The organism is Acinetobacter sedimenti, from assembly GCF_022601685.1.
GTDB lineage: Bacteria > Pseudomonadota > Gammaproteobacteria > Pseudomonadales > Moraxellaceae > Acinetobacter > Acinetobacter sedimenti.
In genome coordinates this window covers 42,289-60,424 of the sequence record NZ_JAKUML010000011.1, presented here as the reverse complement: position 1 = coordinate 60,424, position 18,136 = coordinate 42,289, and the positions used below count along the sequence as shown (strand labels likewise).

Genomic DNA, 18,136 nt, shown 5'->3' with positions numbered 1-18,136 from the left:
GGCTAAATGGCTTTGATAATTCTAAAAGGTCTTGCGCATTATGCGTGAATTTCAGGGCTTTTTCATCTGAACAGTTTTATTTGTTCCTTTTTATTTGTTCTTTATCAGCGCAGGAATCCGACAGTCTGAATAAGCCGCAGGTTTTGGATTTTTCGGTAGAATGACCGCTATGCCTGGTAAAATGTTTTGCTTGTCTTTCCACTCTGCATCGGCTGACGGCACACGCTCGCCACACACCGCAGCGATATTACGACGATAGCTTTCATCCAAACCAACTTTATCCGAGCCAATCATCATCAAGCCATTTGGACCAAAAATCGGGGTAAAGACATAACCGCCATGTTCAATATTGATGTCCTTAATCGGCACATTCAGCGTGGCACGATAGGCACGGTTGGTCATCAGTTCGACCCATTGCGCAGACACTTGCCACTGCCCATCTCGACCGACGTCTTTTGGCGGTGTCAGCACACTATTTCCTGCACCACCGCCATTACGCTCCGACATGGATTGATCTGCTGCACCTGCAATGAGCATCGGTGGCGTTTCTGCCAATGGCATTTCCATCGCATAGTGAGTCAAAATCACAGGAGTATTTTCATAGCTGTTAAAGCCTAAACCTAGATACAGCAGATCGTGTGTTATGGTACAGGCACTGAGTAAAGTACAAGTGGCAAGCAAACTGATGGCTTTTTCCATTTTTCACCGCTCCCTTTTTATTATTCTATACTTGATGACATGATACAGTATAGCCATATATCGACGTTTCACGTGAAACATTTAGTAAATGTGCAATAAAAACTCACCACCAAGATTGCCTTAATGATGAGCTTTTTAGATAAAAATCATAAGTAACAATTAAGCGTCTGCTTTTTGCAGTGCAGGATAGTCGGTATAACCTTCAGCAGTACGTCCGTACAAGGTTTCTGGATTAACTTGATTCAACGGTGCATTCTCAAGTAAACGCTGGTAAAGATCAGGATTAGCGATATAGGCTAAACCAAATGCCACTGCATCAGCTTTGTCCTCAGCAAGGATTTGTTTTGCAGATTCAGCGGTGAGCTTTTCATTGGCGATCCAAACACCTTTAAACTTAGCACGAAGCTCTGGACTCAAGCTATCTTCAGCTTGGTATTCACGAGCAAAGATAAAAGCAATGCCACGTTGGCTCAGTTGTTCTACGGCATAACCAAAAGTTTCACTTGGGTTGGCATCACCCATGTCGTGCGCATCCATACGTGGTGCAAGATGTACGCCGACTCGACCTGCACCCCATACCTCAATAAAGGCATCAACCACTTCTAACAATAAACGCGCACGATTTTCGATCGCACCGCCATATTCATCATCACGCAGATTGGTTGAGCTTTGTAAGAATTGATCAATCAAATAACCGTTGGCAGCATGTAGTTCTACGCCATCGAAGCCTGCTTGTTTGGCAAGTGCAGCGGCATTTTTATAGTCTTGTACAATGCTTTTGATTTCATCGATCGACAATGGACGTGGCGTTTCATATGGACGTTTCGGACGAAGTAAACTGACATGACCATCAGCTTGCACTGCACTTGCAGATACAGGTGTTTCATCATTTAATAAGTCTGAATGAGAAATACGTCCCACATGCCATAGCTGAGCAAAAATTTTTGAACCTTGCTCATGTACTGCATCGACGACTTTTTTCCAGCCTGCGACTTGTTCTGCATTATATAAGCCAGGGGTGTGTTCATAGCCGACTGCCGATGGACTGATCACAATCGCTTCGGTAAGCATCAAACCGGCATTGGCACGTTGGCGATAATATTCGATGTTCAGATCATTCGGGACACGAATCTCTCCAGAACGTGTACGTGTCATTGGTGAAAGCACCAAACGATTTGAAATCTCTACATCACCAACTTGTAATGGTGTATTTAACTCAGCCATTTTGACCTCACATGACGACTTACAATGCGTCTTTTAAGTATGCGATAAATTGCTGAATTAAGTCTTCATTGCGGGTGAAGTATGACCATTGTCCACGTTTTTGCATAGTGATCAGACCTGCTTGTTGCAACACCGAGAGATGATTGGACATGGTAGATTGCGACACACCGCCGAGTCGTTCGATATGCCCTGCGCACATACTGCCTGGCACAATATAGTCGTGTAATTCTACAGGGAGATACTGCTCAGGTGCACGTAACCACTGTAAAATCTGTCGACGTACTGGGTTTGCCAACGCCTTGAATATTGCCTCAGTATCCATAAATCTCTATCAATGATCGAAATGAATCAATTAATTCAGCACCTGAATACACTATATCGTAATTTTTCGATATTTAAATCTATTTTTTACGATATAAATTCAAGATACTGAATTTATTTAATATTTAATTTGTAAAATGGATTTTACACGGATTTATTACAACCCTTGCTTCAAACTCGCTTCAATAAATTTATCCAAATCACCATCTAATACCGCTTTGGTATTTGAAGTTTCAATATTGGTGCGCAAATCTTTGATGCGTGAATCATCCAACACATAAGAGCGAATCTGACTACCCCAACCGATGTCTGACTTTGTATCTTCGAGCGCTTGCGCTGCTTCATTCCGCTTTTTCATCTCTAATTCATAGAGTTTCGCACGAAGCTGTTTCCACGCTGCATCACGGTTGGCATGTTGTGAACGCTGGTTTTGACACGCCACCACAATACCTGTTGGCGCATGAGTCAGACGCACTGCAGAATCGGTTTTGTTAATGTGCTGACCACCTGCACCCGAGGCACGATAGGTATCAGTCCGCACATCGGCTGGATTAATATCGATCTCGATATTGTCATCAATCTCAGGCGAAACAAATACCGCAGAGAATGAAGTATGACGGTTATTATTACTATCAAAAGGTGACTTACGCACCAGACGATGCACACCAGACTCAGTACGCAACCAGCCATAGGCAAACTCACCATCGACACGGATCGTTGCAGACTTAATCCCTGCCACATCACCGTCAGAAACTTCCATCAAATCGGCTTTGAAGCCATGACGCTCAATCCAACGCATATACATCCGTAGTAGCATCGATGCCCAATCCTGCGCCTCTGTACCACCAGAACCTGATTGAATCTCAACGAAACACGGATTCGGATCCATCGGATTGCTAAACATGCGTTGGAATTCTAATTTTTCTAAGGCTTGTTCTGCGGTATCAAGTTCTGCAGTGACATCTTCGAGCAGGCTTTCATCTTCTGCTTCTACTGCCAAATCAAGCATCGCCTGCGCATCGACCAACTGCTCAGCGAGCTGATCTAAGACACCGACACTATTTTCCAATGCGCCTTTTTCTTTGGCGATCGCTTGCGCACGCGCTTGATCATTCCAAATCGCAGGATCTTCTAATTCACGCAACACTTCTTCTAAGCGTTCTTTCTTCAGATCGTAGTCAAAGATACCCCCGTAACATATCACCACGATCGGTCAAATCTTTTAATCGAAGTACAAAAGGATTAATTTCCATAACTTAAACTGTCACAACACAAAAAAATTAGCACATATTTTAGCACATTACTTATCCAAGCTCATCATGCGAGATCGTGTATTAAAATAGGAAATTCACATTTAGAAAATTTCATTAAAAATGCAAATATTTCAAAAAACGTATCAAAGTTTGTCCATAAAAATTGAAACTATTGATGAATATTTCATCAAAAAAAGCATGGTATACATAGCATAACAATTCATTGATGAATCTTTACATTATTATTATATCAATATTTTCAATTAGTTATAATTTAATATTTCAACATTGTTACAGAAGTTACTACTTACCTTACACGACTTAACCAAGTAGATTTGACGAGATAAAAATAACTCTTAAACTAGAAAATGTAACAAAAAATGTGAATTCCAAAATTTGGAGGATATTATGAATAAGTTAACTCTTGCTACTGCCATTCTTGCAGCATCTACTTCTCTTGCGATGATCAATGCCAATGCATATCAATTTGAAGTTGGTGCAGGCGCTGGCTATCTTGACCCTGACAATGGCGACTCTGGTAGCCAATTTGATTTGGGTGGTACGTACTACTTCAATCCAGTTCAAGACAAAAATGCACCGCTTGCAGAAGCAGCTTTTGTAAACCGTGCAAGTAATGTGTCTGCTGGCGCAACTTTCCAAGATCAAGGTGAATCTGAGCACAACCGTTATGGCGCTGGCGTAGAATACTTTGTACCAAACTCAGACTTCTATGTTGGTGGTAACATCGCTCAAAATACCTATGAGTATGATGATGTCGATCTTGACAACGATTTAACAACTTATGGCGTTGAAGTCGGTTACTTACCAGTACCAAACTTGTTGATCGCTGCAGGTGTGAAAGGTTATGAAGATGACTATGATAATGATGGTGTAGACCCTACACTTCGTGCGAAATATGTCACTCAACTTGGCGATAACGCTGTAAATCTTGAAGCAGGTGCATCTTTCGGTGACTTGGAAGAATTTAACCTTGCTGCTGATTACTTCATCGACAACACCTTTAGTCTAGGAGCAGATTATTACAGCAATGATCTAACTGATAATAGTGAATTCGGTATCAATGCACGTAAGTTTATTTCACAACAAACTAGTCTTGAAGGTCGTGTAGGCTTTGGCGATACTGGTGATAGTGACAATGACTACAATACCTTTGGTATCGCTGCGAAACACCGTTTCTAAGCCTTAGCTGATTGTATTAATCACAAAAAAACCGCTCTGATGAGCGGTTTTTTTACATCTTATAAATTCTCTAAAGATAGCGGATTTTAGAACCAATTCAGGTCGATTTTTAAATTCTTCCAATACGTGTGGATTGGCTATCGCCTCACTATTTTTAATTGCTCTACCATCCACCACATCACGTACCTCAAGCTCAATCACTTTGCCACTCTTGGTTTTTGGAATTTCTGACACTTGGCAAATGACCGCAGGAACATGACGTGGTGTGATATTACTGCGAATATGGGTTTTGATATTTTTGATCGTCTTCATCTCCCCAAAAACCCGAGTGGCATCATCTCGACGCTTTAAAAAATTTTCAGCAAAATTGAGTTTGCCATCAGTGAAAAAATGACATTTGAAAATTTGCGGATCAGCAACTTTTATCCGATCGCCTTTTTCACCGATGATGCCTGAAAAGTCCCAAACGGCATTCCAATAATCTTCATCTTTTTCAAAGCCCCAATCATAAAGCGCTGAAAACGATTGGATATTTAAACCATATTTTTGATTTACATCTTCGCTAAATGCGCTGACATTGGCACTGTGTTTACGTGCTTGATCGGCTTCCCATAGTTTCATTTTTCGTATCCTACGCTTTGATTTCTTTTAATTTCCCAACTGAAACGATCTTTTTTACATGCTGAAAAAAATACATGCTTCATTACATCAAGTTTTTATCGATTTTTTTAAAAAATCAAATGGCAGAGACAACAAAAGATCGGATGAAACCGACCTTTTGAAATACACATCCTAAAAATTATTTTTAAAATATCGTGTCAAGTGTCAATTCAACTCTGAGATTTGCTGAGAATCTGTGCCAATTGACGATCAATTTGTTGTCTTGCCACGACTGGGAACATGCCAATGAGACGATGTAACACCCGTGCTTGTTTGCCTGGGATGATAAAAAATGTATCTCGTTCAATCCCTGCCATGATCTCTTTACATGCAGGTTCAACTTTGAGCGAACCACCCATTTGCTTGAGCTCTGAGGTAATCTTTGAGCCGATTTTTCTTTCTTCAAAAACCATTGGTGTTTCGATCTCTGGCGGACAGACCACTGCCACATCGATATTTTGCGATTTCAGCTCTAAGCGTAATACATCCGCCAATCCAATCGTACCAAACTTCGATGCGCAATAGCCTGCATAGCCATAACAACCCAGTATGCCCGCCATCGAGGCAACTAAAACCAATTTTGGATTATGCTTCGATTGCCCACGTGCTTGTTTGAGATAACTTAAAGCACTGGCAGCAATATGCCGACTACCGATCAAATTAATATTAATTTGACGCTCGAACTGCTCAGCGGTTTGTTCTTCAAACGGTACAGCATAAACAATTCCTGCACAGTTGATCACGGTCATTGGTAATGACATATCTTGGTTGGCTTGTGCGAACGCACTTTCGATCTGTGAAATATTGAGCACATCAAGTGTGTAACCTCGAATAAATTGATCTGTTTTTTTAGGATCTTTGGCATATTTGGATAAATCTTTTACTGCATTTTCGACATCGGCATGGGCAAAGATGCAGACTTGATCGCCTGCTTTAAGATAGCGTTTCGCCAATTCCAAGCCGATGCCGCTACTACCACCAATGATCCATCTGATTGCTGATTGTTTTTTCTTAAACATCCTGTTTTTTCCTAAAATAGGTTTATTTCAATATACAAAACATTACCATGATGTACAGTGACCATTTTTATGCTTTTCAATCAAAAAATCCCAAAGATGACTCTTAGGGATTTGATTTAAAGATCACTTTAAAATCATTAGGGCTTAAATGAGCCTTTTTCGAGTAAAAATCATTTCCCAATACAGAACGAGCCAAAGATTTTCCCTAGCAAATCATCAGCGCTAAATTCACCTGTAATCTCGCCTAAAGCGTTTTGTGCAAGTCTTAGCGACTCAGCCACCAACTCACCCGCACGATACTCTACAAGCTGTTCTCGAGCTTCTGCGAGATAGATCTGCGTGCGTTGCATCGCATCTAAGTGTCGGGTTCGTGCGATAAAGCTATCTTCCTCAGGTTGAAAGCCTGCATATTGCGTAATCACTTCGATCAAGTCATCAATACCAAGCTGTTGCTTCGCCGATAAAATCACCCGTTTGTAGCCGTCCAAACTGTCCACTTGCGGTGTCGCATTGCTTAAATCACTTTTATTGGCGATCAGGATGAGATGCTTCGGATTCATATATTCCGCAAAGAATTGCTGTGCTAATGCAATCGGTTGCTGTTCTGCACTCATGTCATAGACAAACAAACGTAAATCAGCCTGCGCAATCTCTTTATAGGCACGACGAATGCCCTCTTGCTCCACCACATCGCCTGTATCACGCAATCCTGCGGTATCAGTCAGGGTAATCGGTAAACCATTTAAGCTAATTTTTTCATGTAATACATCACGTGTCGTCCCTGCAATATCAGTGACAATCGCCCGATCATTGCCTGCTAAGGCATTGAGTAGACTTGATTTTCCTGCATTCGGTTTACCTGCGATCACCACTTGCAAACCTTCACGAAGCAATTGCCCTTGCTTGGCAGAAAGTTGCACTTGTTTTACCGATGATTGCACTTCTTCAAGCAACGCTAAAATTCTTCCATCTGCGAGAAAATCAATTTCTTCTTCAGGAAAATCAATCGCTGCTTCAACGTGTAATCGAAGATGAATGAGTTTTTCTAAGACTTCATTGACTCGTAATGAAAATGCACCTTGCAAAGAGCGCACCGCAGATCGAGCAGCAGCTTGTGAGGTGGCATCAATCAAATCGGCAATGGCTTCGGCTTGGACTAAATCCATTTTGCCATTTTCAAAAGCACGCATGGAGAATTCGCCTGCTTTAGCCACCGTCGCACCAAGTGCCAAAACACGAGCTAACAAGGTGTTGAGAATGACTACACCGCCATGCCCTTGAATCTCAACCACATCTTCCCCTGTGAATGAAGACGGATTGGCAAAGCGTAAAATCAAACCTTCATCGAGCACTTCCCCTGACTCATCAAAAAACTGCCGAAATCCTGCCATACGCAGTTCAGGCAATTTTTTCTGCGTGAGCGCTTCAGCGATTTGAAATGCTTTTGCACCAGAGAGCCGAATCACACCGACACCACCACGCCCCGACGGTGTTGCAATGGCTGCAATCGTGGGTTGAGTGACTTGGATTGGCGTGTTGGATTGGCTCATGGTGAGTTTCGCTTGATTTACAACAAAATAAGTTAAATGATTTTTTCATGAATTGGCATTGATAGCCAGCATTAAAAAACCGCCTAGAAATCCTAGACGGTTTATGCGGTTTTAAAAACAGCTTATTTCGCCGCTGTGCTTAAACCTTGTTTTTCAGCACTCTTATTGATAAACCATTGCTGCGCAATAGTAATCAAGTTGTTGACGATCCAGTACAACACCAAACCTGCAGGGAAGAACAGCAAGAATACAGTGAAAATAATCGGCATCAAACGGAAGACTTTCGCTTGCATTGGATCAGTCGGCTGTGGGTTCAACATCTGTTGGAAATACATGGTTGCACCCATGATCAGTGGCAAAATAAACCACGGATCCATCGCCGATAAATCTTGAATCCACAACATCCACGGCGCATGACGCAGTTCCACACTTTCCATCAATACCCAATACAAGGCAAGGAAAATCGGCATTTGCATCAACAGCGGTAAACAGCCTGACAACGGATTGACCTGTTCACGTTTATACAGCGCCATCATCTCTTGTGAGAAGCGCATACGATCATCGCCAAACTCTTCTTTCATGCGTTGCATTTCAGGAGCGATGACACGCATCTTCGCCATTGAACGATAGCTTTTTGCAGAAAGTGGCCACAAAATCAATTTGACTAAAATGGTCAATAAGACAATTGCCCAACCCCAGTTGCCCACGATGTTATGGAAGAATTCCAAGCCCCAGAACAATAGTTTTGCAATCGGCCACAACCAACCATAATCTACAGTTTGGTTTAGACCAGTTGCCAATTCTTTGAGTTCAGATTGGATTTTTGGACCAGAATACAAAGTTGCACTGATGTCGTATTGTTTGCCCGCAGGGACATTCACCAATGGCGAACGGAAACCAATAATATGAACATTATCACTATTACGTGATTCGAGCTGCGCTGTATAGCTCTTATCTGGTACCCAAGCCGAAACAAAATAATGTTGAACAATTGCAACCCAAGCTTCTTTGGCTTGTAGATTCAATTTTTCTTCATTGAAATTGTCAAATTTCAGCTTGTTGTAATGCTCTTCAGGCGTACCCCAAGCACCACCCAAGAAAGTACCTAAAGTGAAAATACCTTGATCAGATTTACCCGGATCTGGTGCATCATCACGTTTCAGCTGGCCAAACATCTGACCTTGCCAGTTGCCTGCGCTACGGTTGACGATACGATGTGTCACCTGAATTGGATATTCACCTGAAGTAAATTTGAAAATTTTAAAAATTTCCACGCCATCAGCGGTTTTATACACCATCGGGACTTCAAGGACTTTTTGTGCTTTATCATCTTTGCTCGTGGTCGTTTGAGCTTCGTCGATGGTATAACTGGTTTTGTTCACTTCATACATCGGACGACTACGGCTATCAGGACCATTTACTCCAATCAAACCAGACTGTGCAACGAAGATATTTTTATCACTATGCAACATCACAAAAGGTTGATCGCTGTCTTTGCTCTTGTCATGCGACAACAGCTCTAAACGCACAATATCACCACCTTTTGGATCAATCCAGACATTGTACATATCTGTCGTAACAGTGACTAACTGTTGTGAATTAGCAGTCGTCGCTACTGGTGTATTTGCTTGTGCAGTGACGGCTTGCGGAATATCCGCAGCCGTTGTTGTCGCTTGCGCTTGTCCAGATGGAATATCAGATGATGATGTATTTGCACTTTGTACTGAGACAGCTTGTTGTGCTGTTTCAGCCTGCGCACCACCATAATCCTTTTGCCATGCCAAGATGAGCAAATAAGCCGTCACAAACATGGCACCGAGAATCGCAAATCGAGCCCATTGTTGCATAATGTTTACCCTAAATGATTAAAAGCAGTTGAATTTTTTTGACGTTCACGCAAGGGTACATAAACGTAAGAGATTTGAGAATCAGAAAGTTGCAACGAAATACATCGGAAAGGCTTTTTCGGTACAGGATCATAGCCATAACCGCCCCACGGATGACATCGACAAATACGTTTGGCGCTATAATACACACCTTTTGTTGCACCATGAAGTTGGATTGCTTCAATCGCATACTGAGAGCATGTTGGAATATAACGACAACGCGGTCCGAGTAATGGACTAATCGCAATTTGATAAAATCGGATACACCAATGAAGAAATTTTTGCATTGGCTAATACTCTACTGATTCGAAACAGATGGAGTCGAGACAGATGGAGTCGAAGCAGGAAGTGGAGAATTTTGGCGCCGATGTTTGGCAAATTGTTTAGATAACTTCTGCCATGCCAATTGTAATTGTTGATGCAAATCTGCATTAGGTATGTGCTCTATACCCACTTTGGGTAAGACCACAATATCTAAGCCCGTCAAATCTCGTTGATGTAAACGAAAGCTTTCACGGCTAATACGCTTAACACGATTTCTCTCGTGCGCACGTCGAACTTTCTTTTTTGCAACCACCAAGCCAATACGTGCCGAAGCAGTAGATGGCTTTGCTGTTGCAAGGATCAAAAAGCTAGGCTGGTGAACTTTAAATAAAGTGTGATCAAATACGCCTGAAAAATCTTTAGCGCACAATAATCGCTGATTTGCTCCAAAAGGATAACGTGTCATACGACTTCACAATTTATTCAAATCGCTATAGCTTTGATCGAGCTTTAGCAACTCATCAAGCAAAGCTTTAGTCAGCAGAAACAGTATAATGCAAAGATTATACTGTTAAGCTGTGACGACCTTTTGCACGACGACGAGCAAGCACTTGACGACCAGCTTTAGTAGCCATACGAGCGCGGAAACCGTGAACACGTTTACGTTTCAATTCACTTGGTTGGAATGTACGTTTCATGTCGAAACTCCAAATCAATGTTCTATATTAAAGGTGCGCAATTTTATGCATCTCAGCCACAACTGTCAATGCAAAAAATACAGATTTGGGATAAGTTTTCCACAAACCGATGTGTTTTTTGAATTTAAATTCAAAAAATAGACTATACAGCCTAAGCATTGATTTTTAAATTCAAAACACCAATCAAATTTTATCGCTATTATTGTACTCTTTTTTACAATGCGTCATTACTGAAATGCACACTGTTATTGATCTAAGAAGCCTAATGAACGACAACAGCAAAAATTTAATACAAAGCTTTTAATGTATTTTAAATTCAAAAGATTAAACCTTAGATCTGCTATTTTCAAAGTTTTTCAATGTATCCTGAGTTCTATACGATAGAAGTTTAAGTACGCATTGTGTTCTATTTAAATCCTATAAATCAAATTCTTATGAATTTATTTTCGTTTTTAAAACTTCTATACATAAGCCATCATCAGCTTCTATGGTGCAGTTGTTCACAATACAATGCAGATCTAAATTTAAATTTATAAATTTAAAATTTAAATTTGTTATTATTAAGTAGCGTTTTTCCTGTGGAATATGACTTTATATCTATGTTATTCAATGAGATGAGTTGTGTATAACTATGTTTATCTAAAAATAGTAAATTGTGGATAAGTTTTCGTGTTATTTTATCCACAGGTTGAGGAAATAGTTATCCACATTGAGAATTATGAATTTAAATTTATCTAATTGTGGATAATTTATGCATTCGCACCGATTGACTTATGACAGCGTGATTGAACTTGGTTAGAATGGCGACCCCGCTAAATACAAGTCGGGCATTGATCGTTTTTTGAATTTAAAAAGATAGTTAGGGATTGGGAGACATGAATGCTTTGGGCAGAATGTTTAGAACGCTTAAGAAAGCATGTGTCTGATAACCACTTCACCATGTGGATTAGACCACTTGAGGCAGAAGAACACTCAGATTGCTTAAAGCTGTATGTGCCAAGCCCATATTGGAAGAGTCATATCGAAAAGGATTATCATGAAATCATTTCGATCATGGCTGAGCAAATCTCTGAAGGGCGTGTGCGTCAAGTCGAAGTGTTGGTGGGATCTAGTCCTGGTAAAGATATTTTAACCAAGCAAGAAACACCTGCGACCACAACTTCTGCATTACAAAGTCCGCCAGTTATTCCAAAAGCAACATCAAATGACACTGCAAAACCAACAAAAGTGCGTCAGCTTAATCCTGCATTGAACTTTAATTTATTTGTTGAAGGTCGTTCCAACCAAATGGCGGCAGATGCTTGTCGTAAAGTCCTCACTAAGTTGGGTGCGGATGATCACAATCCATTATTCTTATATGGACCGACTGGCTTAGGTAAAACGCATTTGATGCAAGCAGTTGGTAATGCGTTATTGCAACTAAAACCGAATGCAAAAGTGATGTACATGACTGCGGAAAGTTTTGTACAGGATTTTGTCAGTGCCTTACAACGAAAAAAAATTGAAGAATTTAAGAAAAATTGTCGTTCGTTGGATTTGATGCTCGTCGATGATATTCATCTTTTGGCAGGCAAAGAAGCGAGTTTACAAGAGTTTTTTTATACATTTAACGCCTTACTTGATGAATCTAAACAGATTATTCTGACCTCAGATCGCTATCCTAAAGAGTTAACTGAGCTTGATCCACGTTTGGTTTCACGGTTTTCTTGGGGGTTATCAGTCGGTGTAGAACCACCAGATATTGAAACACGTACCGAAATTTTGCTGAAAAAAGCAGAAAGTAGCGAGATTGACCTACCACGCAATTGTGCTTTGTTTATTGCGCAGCAAGTGGTAGCGAATGTACGTGAGCTTGAAGGTGCGTTAAACCGTGTGGTTGCAACGGCGCGTTTTCGTGGTTCAGCGATTGATTTGGAAGTGGTACGTGAGTCGCTCAAAGATGTGCTTGCGATTCGTGCACGGAATATCAGTGTTGAAAATATTCAAAAAGTGGTCTGTGAATATTTCCGTATTCCACTCAAAGAATTGACAGGTCCAAAGCGGACTCGAATTTATGCACGACCTCGTCAGATGGCGATGGGTTTAGCACGTGAACTCACAGGTGATAGTTATCCTGAAATTGGCATGGCATTTGGTGGACGTGACCATAGTACGGTGATGCATGCTTGCGAAAAAGTACAAAGTCTGCGCAATGAAGACCCAAGCTTTAATGATGACTATAAAAATCTACATCGCTTACTACAAAGTTAACTTAGTAACTTTAATTTATATTTAAAATTCAAATAATTATCTTCATGAAAAGTGGTAATTTATTGTATTTCAACATTTAAAATGCAATAAATTATCAATTGTCAATTGTCCTTGAATATGCTTAGATTGAGCATTCAATTCTATCAAGTCGCATCAAACATTATTAAACGTTCGATATTGATTAAACATTGCTGAAAATTTGGATTTTGACTCATGACTAGCCTGCACTTAAAGATAGCGAAAGAAACATTATTAAATGTACTTACCCATGTGATGGGGGCTGTTGAGCGTCGTCATACCATGAATATTTTGTCCAATATCAAAATCCAAGTGAACGAATCAGAATTAACAATCACAGGGTCAGATCTTGAAGTGGAGCTGGTGGCAAGTACTGCGCTAGAAGCTGGTGCATGTATCCAAGCGGGTGAAAGTACAGTACCTGCACGTAAGCTGATGGATATCTGCAAATCTTTACCGAATTCAGCTTTGCTTGATTTGCAAGTGACCGATGATCAGCGTTGTGTATTGGTGTCTGGTCAGAGCCGTTTTGTGCTCGGCACTTTGCCTGCAGAAGATTATCCATTACTCAACAATGAATCGACACAAGGCACTGAAGTACAAGTGTCGCAAGTGGCGTTAAAGCATTTGTTTGAAAAAACATCTTTTGCCATGGCGGTGCAAGATGTACGTTTTTATTTGACAGGTACTCTGCTAGAAATCGAACAAAATCAGTTACGTGCAGTGACGACAGATGGGCACCGTTTGGCATTGTCTGAAGCGACTGCAACATCGAATACAAATGAAGTGCAACAAGCGATTGTACCTCGTAAAGCGGTGGGCGAATTACAACGTCTGTTAACGGTGGAAGATTTACCATTAACGATTTTGATTGGTCGTGAATTGCTCAATGTGACGATTGAACAGCCAAGCAAAGACAATGAATCAGCAATCGTAGTACGTTTCACTACCAAGTTAATCGATGGAAAATTCCCTGATTATCGCCGAGTGATTCCAAAAGGTGGCGACAAAATTGCAACCTTGGCGCATGATGCCTTTAAGCAAACATTGCAACGTGTGGCAATTTTAAGTAATGAAAAATTGCGTGGTGTGTTCCTGACTTTTAATGCAGATGTATTACAACTTAAAGCCAATAACCCAGAGCAAGATGAAGCGGTTGAAGATTTTGCCATGCAGTATCAAGGTGATACTTTAGAAATGTCTTTTAATGCGCAATATTTGCTTGATGTGGTGAATGTATTAGATGGCGATGATGTACAAATGCAAATGTCAGAATCGAATCAATCAGTATTAATCCAAGATCCAAATCAACCTGCACAAACTTATGTTGTGATGCCAATGCGAGTCTAATCGCCTAATGCTGTTGCAAAAACTGCGTATCGAACGACTTCGAAATATCCAAACGGTTGCAATGCATGATTTGCAACCGTTTAATATTTTCTATGGCGCAAATGGTTCAGGAAAAACCTCAATTCTCGAAGCAATTCATTTGCTTGCTACAGGGCGTTCTTTTCGCACGCATATTCCTAAGCATTATATTCAATATCATCAAGCCGATACCATGATCTATGCGCAGTCGCAGGAATATCGTATCGGCTTGCAAAAACTCAGTACGGGTGAACAGACCATGCGAGTAAATGGCGATAGTGTGGCAACACAAGGTCAAATGGCAAAATTACTCCCTGTGCAAGTGATCGAGCCACAAAGTACAGACATTATCGATCATGGTGCAAAACCTCGTCGACAAATGTTAGATTGGCTCATGTTTCACGTGGAACCTGATTTTTTTGCGGTGTGGCAAAACTATGCAAGAGCGTTGAAACAGCGCAATAGCCTACTCAAAAGCTACCCTGTCAGCCGTGAACAAGTCAGAACGTGGGATCAATTGCTTGCGAATTCAGGTGAGCAGATTCATTTATTACGTGAATTGATCGTTAGTCAATGGCGAGCGGATGTACAAGCAGAACTCAAATTACTCTTGCCACATTTAGAGATTGAGTTGGAATATTTGGCAGGCTTTTCAACCGATTTAGGTTTGTCTGAACATCTGGCGCAAAGTCTACAAAAAGACATTGATCGACGCACCACGAATTATGGTGTGCATCGTGCAGATTTACGCTTTAAAACGCCAATTGGCGATGCCGAGGAAGTGTTGTCACGAGGACAAAAAAAGCTACTTATTGTGGCGCTGAAACTGGCGCAAATCGCCCTTTTAAATCGCTCAAATAAGGAAACTGTGGTATTATTGGATGATCTAACCGCAGAGCTCGATACGCAGGCACAACAACGATTAATACGCCGTTTGCATCAATTAGGTAGTCAGGTTTTCCTCACCACTTTAGATCAACAAGCCGTGCAACACTATATGGATGACATCCAGTTGCCGTATCAATTGTATTGTGTGGAATCTGGGCAAGTGCGTTCCGTTTCAATCTAAATTAATCTTATGCGATGTCGATCTATTGAAACCTTTTGGTAATGAAAAATTCAGGGAGAAATCATGAGTTCAGAGCAAAACAATGCAAACAACAGTGAACACGTGAATAACGAACAAATTAGCGATACAGATGCAAATCAAGCACCTGAACCCGTTGCTGAAAAGGCTTATGATTCTTCAAGTATTAAAGTCCTGCGAGGACTCGATGCGGTGCGCAAACGTCCCGGCATGTATATCGGCGATACTGACGATGGTACAGGCTTGCATCATATGGTGTTTGAAGTCGTCGATAATGCCATTGATGAAGCGCTAGCAGGTCATTGTGATGAAATTCAAGTCACCATTCATGATGATGAGTCGGTCAGCGTATCGGATAATGGTCGTGGGATTCCGACAGAGATTCACCCTGAAGAAGGCGTATCTGCCGCAGAAGTGATTTTAACCATTCTGCATGCGGGCGGTAAATTTGATGATAATAGCTATAAAGTTTCAGGTGGTTTACACGGTGTCGGCGTATCGGTGGTGAATGCCCTCTCTAGACAATTATTCTTAAAAATCAAACGTCAAGGCAAAGTCTTTGAACAAGAATATCGTCACGGCGATCCACAATATCCATTGAAAGAAACAGGTACAACCTCAGAAACAGGAACTACGGTTCGGTTCTTACCAAGTGGTGATACCTTTAGCCAAACCATTTTTAATGTCGATATTTTGGCACGTCGCTTGCGTGAACTGTCGTTCTTGAATGCAGGCGTACGTATTGTGCTCCGTGATGAGCGTGTTGATTTAGAACATGTGTTTGATTTTGAAGGTGGTTTGTCTGAGTTTGTGAAATATATCAACCAAGGTAAAACCCATCTGAATGAAATTTTCCATTTCACTGTGGATGCAGATAATGGCATTGGTGTTGAAGTCGCTTTGCAGTGGAATGAATCCTATCAAGAAAATGTGCTGTGCTTTACCAATAATATTCCGCAAAAAGACGGCGGTACGCATTTGGCAGGCTTCCGTGCAGCGCTAACTCGTGGTTTAAACCAATATCTTGAAAGCGAAAATATTCTCAAAAAAGAAAAAGTATCAGTCACTGGTGATGATGCTCGAGAAGGTTTGACGGCGATTATTTCAGTGAAAGTACCTGATCCAAAATTCTCTTCACAAACCAAAGAAAAATTGGTGTCGAGTGAAGTCAAACCTGCGGTTGAACAGGCGATGAATAAGGAATTTTCAGCGTATTTACTGGAAAATCCGCAAGCAGCAAAATCCATTGCAGGTAAAATCATTGATGCAGCCCGCGCCCGTGATGCAGCCCGTAAAGCCCGTGAAATGACTCGACGTAAAAGTGCCTTAGATATTGCAGGACTTCCAGGGAAATTAGCCGATTGCCAAGAGAAAGATCCTGCATTATCAGAACTTTATCTGGTCGAGGGTGACTCGGCGGGTGGTTCGGCAAAACAAGGTCGTAACCGTAAAATGCAAGCGATCTTGCCACTGAAAGGCAAAATCCTCAATGTTGAACGTGCCCGTTTTGACAAGATGATTTCTAGTCAAGAAGTCGGTACATTGATTACAGCACTGGGTACTGGGATTGGTCGTGAAGATTATAACCCTGACAAATTGCGCTATCACAAAATTATCATCATGACCGATGCTGATGTCGATGGTTCGCACATTCGCACGCTATTATTGACCTTCTTCTTCCGTCAAATGCCAGAATTGGTCGAGCGTGGTTATATTTATATTGCGCAGCCACCGCTATATAAGCTGAAAAAAGGCAAGCAAGAACAATATATTAAAGATGATGAAGCACTCGAAACTTATTTGATTTCTAATGCGATTGATGATTTAGCGCTGCATACAAATGCGGATGCACCTGCGGTGAGTGGTGCTGCACTTGAGCAACTCATCAAAGATTATCAAGTATCACAGAAGTCGATTAGCCGTTTGACGCAGCGCTTCCCTGCGACTCTGCTTGATGCTTTGCTTGAACTTGAAGCGTTCCATACCGAACAAAAAACCGATCAAGCCTATGTACAGCAATGGTCTGAACAGTTGATTGCGGTGATGAATCGCTTACAACCAAGTTTGCGTACTGAGTTTGAGCTTGAGCAATTCGACGTACAGGTTGAGGGCGAAACGAAGGCGACTTATTATCCACGTGTGACCGTATACGTGCATAATCTGCCACATCATTATTTACTGGATGGTTCGCTACTTCACTCTACCGAATATGCACGTTTGCTGAAAAATTCAAAAAGTTGGTTTAACTTATTGGAAAAAGGCGCATTCTTGGAAAAAGGTGAACGTAAAATCTTCGTCGAAAACTTCCATCAAGTGTGGCAACAAATTTTGCAAGACTCACGTCGTGGCATGATGATTCAGCGCTACAAAGGTCTTGGTGAGATGAATGCGGAACAACTTTGGGAAACCACCATGGATCCTGAAAACCGCAATATGCTTCAAGTCACCATTGACGATGCCATTGAAGCAGATCGCATGTTCTCCTGTCTGATGGGTGATGACGTCGAGCCACGTCGTATCTTTATTGAAGAAAATGCACTGAATGCCGATATTGATGCCTGATATGAATTGTAATATCTGAAATTTTCACTTTTTAGTCGCAACATGCTAGATTAAAAGTGTCAAAATCAAAGCGCCAA

General features: G+C 41.2%; 16 protein-coding genes. 5 read left to right on the top strand and 11 right to left on the bottom strand.

Translation table 11 applies throughout. The features are described 5' to 3' along the window. Positions 1-90 precede the first annotated feature (90 nt). From MKI79_RS08140 to prfB, 4 genes are all read right to left on the bottom strand, one after another. The gene (locus MKI79_RS08140; protein ID WP_241571887.1) at positions 91-699 is read right to left on the bottom strand and encodes a hypothetical protein; all 609 of its coding nucleotides are present in this window, start codon (positions 697-699) and stop codon (positions 91-93) included. A gap of 159 nt (positions 700-858) precedes the next feature. Then, the gene (locus MKI79_RS08135; RefSeq protein WP_241571884.1) at positions 859-1,923 is read right to left on the bottom strand and encodes an alkene reductase; all 1,065 of its coding nucleotides are present in this window, start codon (positions 1,921-1,923) and stop codon (positions 859-861) included. A 19-nt stretch (positions 1,924-1,942) separates the two neighbouring features. After that, positions 1,943-2,245: an ArsR/SmtB family transcription factor gene (locus MKI79_RS08130; RefSeq protein ID WP_241571881.1), complete on the bottom strand. Its 303-nt coding sequence runs from the start codon at positions 2,243-2,245 to the stop codon at positions 1,943-1,945. Between the two features lie 156 nt (positions 2,246-2,401). Next, positions 2,402-3,497, bottom strand: a protein-coding gene (gene prfB, locus MKI79_RS08125; RefSeq protein WP_241571879.1) for a peptide chain release factor 2 whose coding sequence is annotated in 2 segments (ribosomal slippage) — positions 2,402-3,424 and positions 3,426-3,497 — 1,095 coding nt in all. Because the reading frame shifts where the segments join, the coding sequence is not laid out codon by codon here. A gap of 408 nt (positions 3,498-3,905) precedes the next feature. On the opposite strand from prfB, the gene MKI79_RS08120 reads away from it, so the two are divergent. Beyond that, positions 3,906-4,697: a putative porin gene (locus tag MKI79_RS08120; protein ID WP_241571875.1), complete on the top strand. Its 792-nt coding sequence runs from the start codon at positions 3,906-3,908 to the stop codon at positions 4,695-4,697. Between the two features lie 3 nt (positions 4,698-4,700). Here the strand turns inward: MKI79_RS08120 and MKI79_RS08115 are convergent, their stop codons facing one another. From MKI79_RS08115 to rpmH, 7 genes are all read right to left on the bottom strand, one after another. Further along, positions 4,701-5,318, bottom strand: a complete 618-nt coding sequence (locus tag MKI79_RS08115; RefSeq protein ID WP_241571873.1) for a hypothetical protein — start codon at positions 5,316-5,318, stop codon at positions 4,701-4,703. A 209-nt stretch (positions 5,319-5,527) separates the two neighbouring features. Then, positions 5,528-6,376, bottom strand: coding sequence for an SDR family NAD(P)-dependent oxidoreductase (locus MKI79_RS08110; protein ID WP_241571869.1), 849 nt, complete (start codon positions 6,374-6,376; stop codon positions 5,528-5,530). Positions 6,377-6,546: 170 nt separating this feature from the next. Then, positions 6,547-7,926, bottom strand: a complete 1,380-nt coding sequence (mnmE, locus tag MKI79_RS08105) for a tRNA uridine-5-carboxymethylaminomethyl(34) synthesis GTPase MnmE (RefSeq protein ID WP_241571866.1) — start codon at positions 7,924-7,926, stop codon at positions 6,547-6,549. A gap of 122 nt (positions 7,927-8,048) precedes the next feature. After that, positions 8,049-9,773, bottom strand: coding sequence for a membrane protein insertase YidC (gene yidC / locus MKI79_RS08100; protein ID WP_241571864.1), 1,725 nt, complete (start codon positions 9,771-9,773; stop codon positions 8,049-8,051). Between the two features lie 5 nt (positions 9,774-9,778). Further along, positions 9,779-10,099, bottom strand: a complete 321-nt coding sequence (yidD, locus tag MKI79_RS08095) for a membrane protein insertion efficiency factor YidD (protein WP_241571862.1) — start codon at positions 10,097-10,099, stop codon at positions 9,779-9,781. Positions 10,100-10,110: 11 nt separating this feature from the next. Further along, positions 10,111-10,542 carry a ribonuclease P protein component gene (rnpA, locus tag MKI79_RS08090; protein ID WP_241571859.1) on the bottom strand — a complete coding sequence of 144 codons (432 nt, stop codon included), beginning with the start codon at positions 10,540-10,542 and terminating at the stop codon, positions 10,111-10,113. Positions 10,543-10,639: 97 nt separating this feature from the next. Next, entirely contained in the window at positions 10,640-10,774 is a 135-nt protein-coding gene (gene rpmH / locus MKI79_RS08085) for a 50S ribosomal protein L34 (protein WP_000831329.1), read from the bottom strand. An 879-nt stretch (positions 10,775-11,653) separates the two neighbouring features. Here rpmH and dnaA point away from each other — a divergent pair. The 4 genes from dnaA to gyrB all read left to right on the top strand — a co-directional run bounded on the left by dnaA (position 11,654) and on the right by gyrB (position 18,059). Next, positions 11,654-13,024, top strand: a complete 1,371-nt coding sequence (gene dnaA, locus MKI79_RS08080; protein ID WP_241571856.1) for a chromosomal replication initiator protein DnaA — start codon at positions 11,654-11,656, stop codon at positions 13,022-13,024. A 222-nt stretch (positions 13,025-13,246) separates the two neighbouring features. Beyond that, positions 13,247-14,392: a DNA polymerase III subunit beta gene (dnaN, locus tag MKI79_RS08075; RefSeq protein ID WP_241571991.1), complete on the top strand. Its 1,146-nt coding sequence runs from the start codon at positions 13,247-13,249 to the stop codon at positions 14,390-14,392. Between the two features lie 7 nt (positions 14,393-14,399). Beyond that, positions 14,400-15,479: a DNA replication/repair protein RecF gene (gene recF / locus MKI79_RS08070; protein WP_241571853.1), complete on the top strand. Its 1,080-nt coding sequence runs from the start codon at positions 14,400-14,402 to the stop codon at positions 15,477-15,479. A gap of 63 nt (positions 15,480-15,542) precedes the next feature. Then, entirely contained in the window at positions 15,543-18,059 is a 2,517-nt protein-coding gene (gene gyrB / locus MKI79_RS08065; RefSeq protein ID WP_241571851.1) for a DNA topoisomerase (ATP-hydrolyzing) subunit B, read from the top strand. The last annotated feature ends 77 nt before the right edge of the window (positions 18,060-18,136 follow it).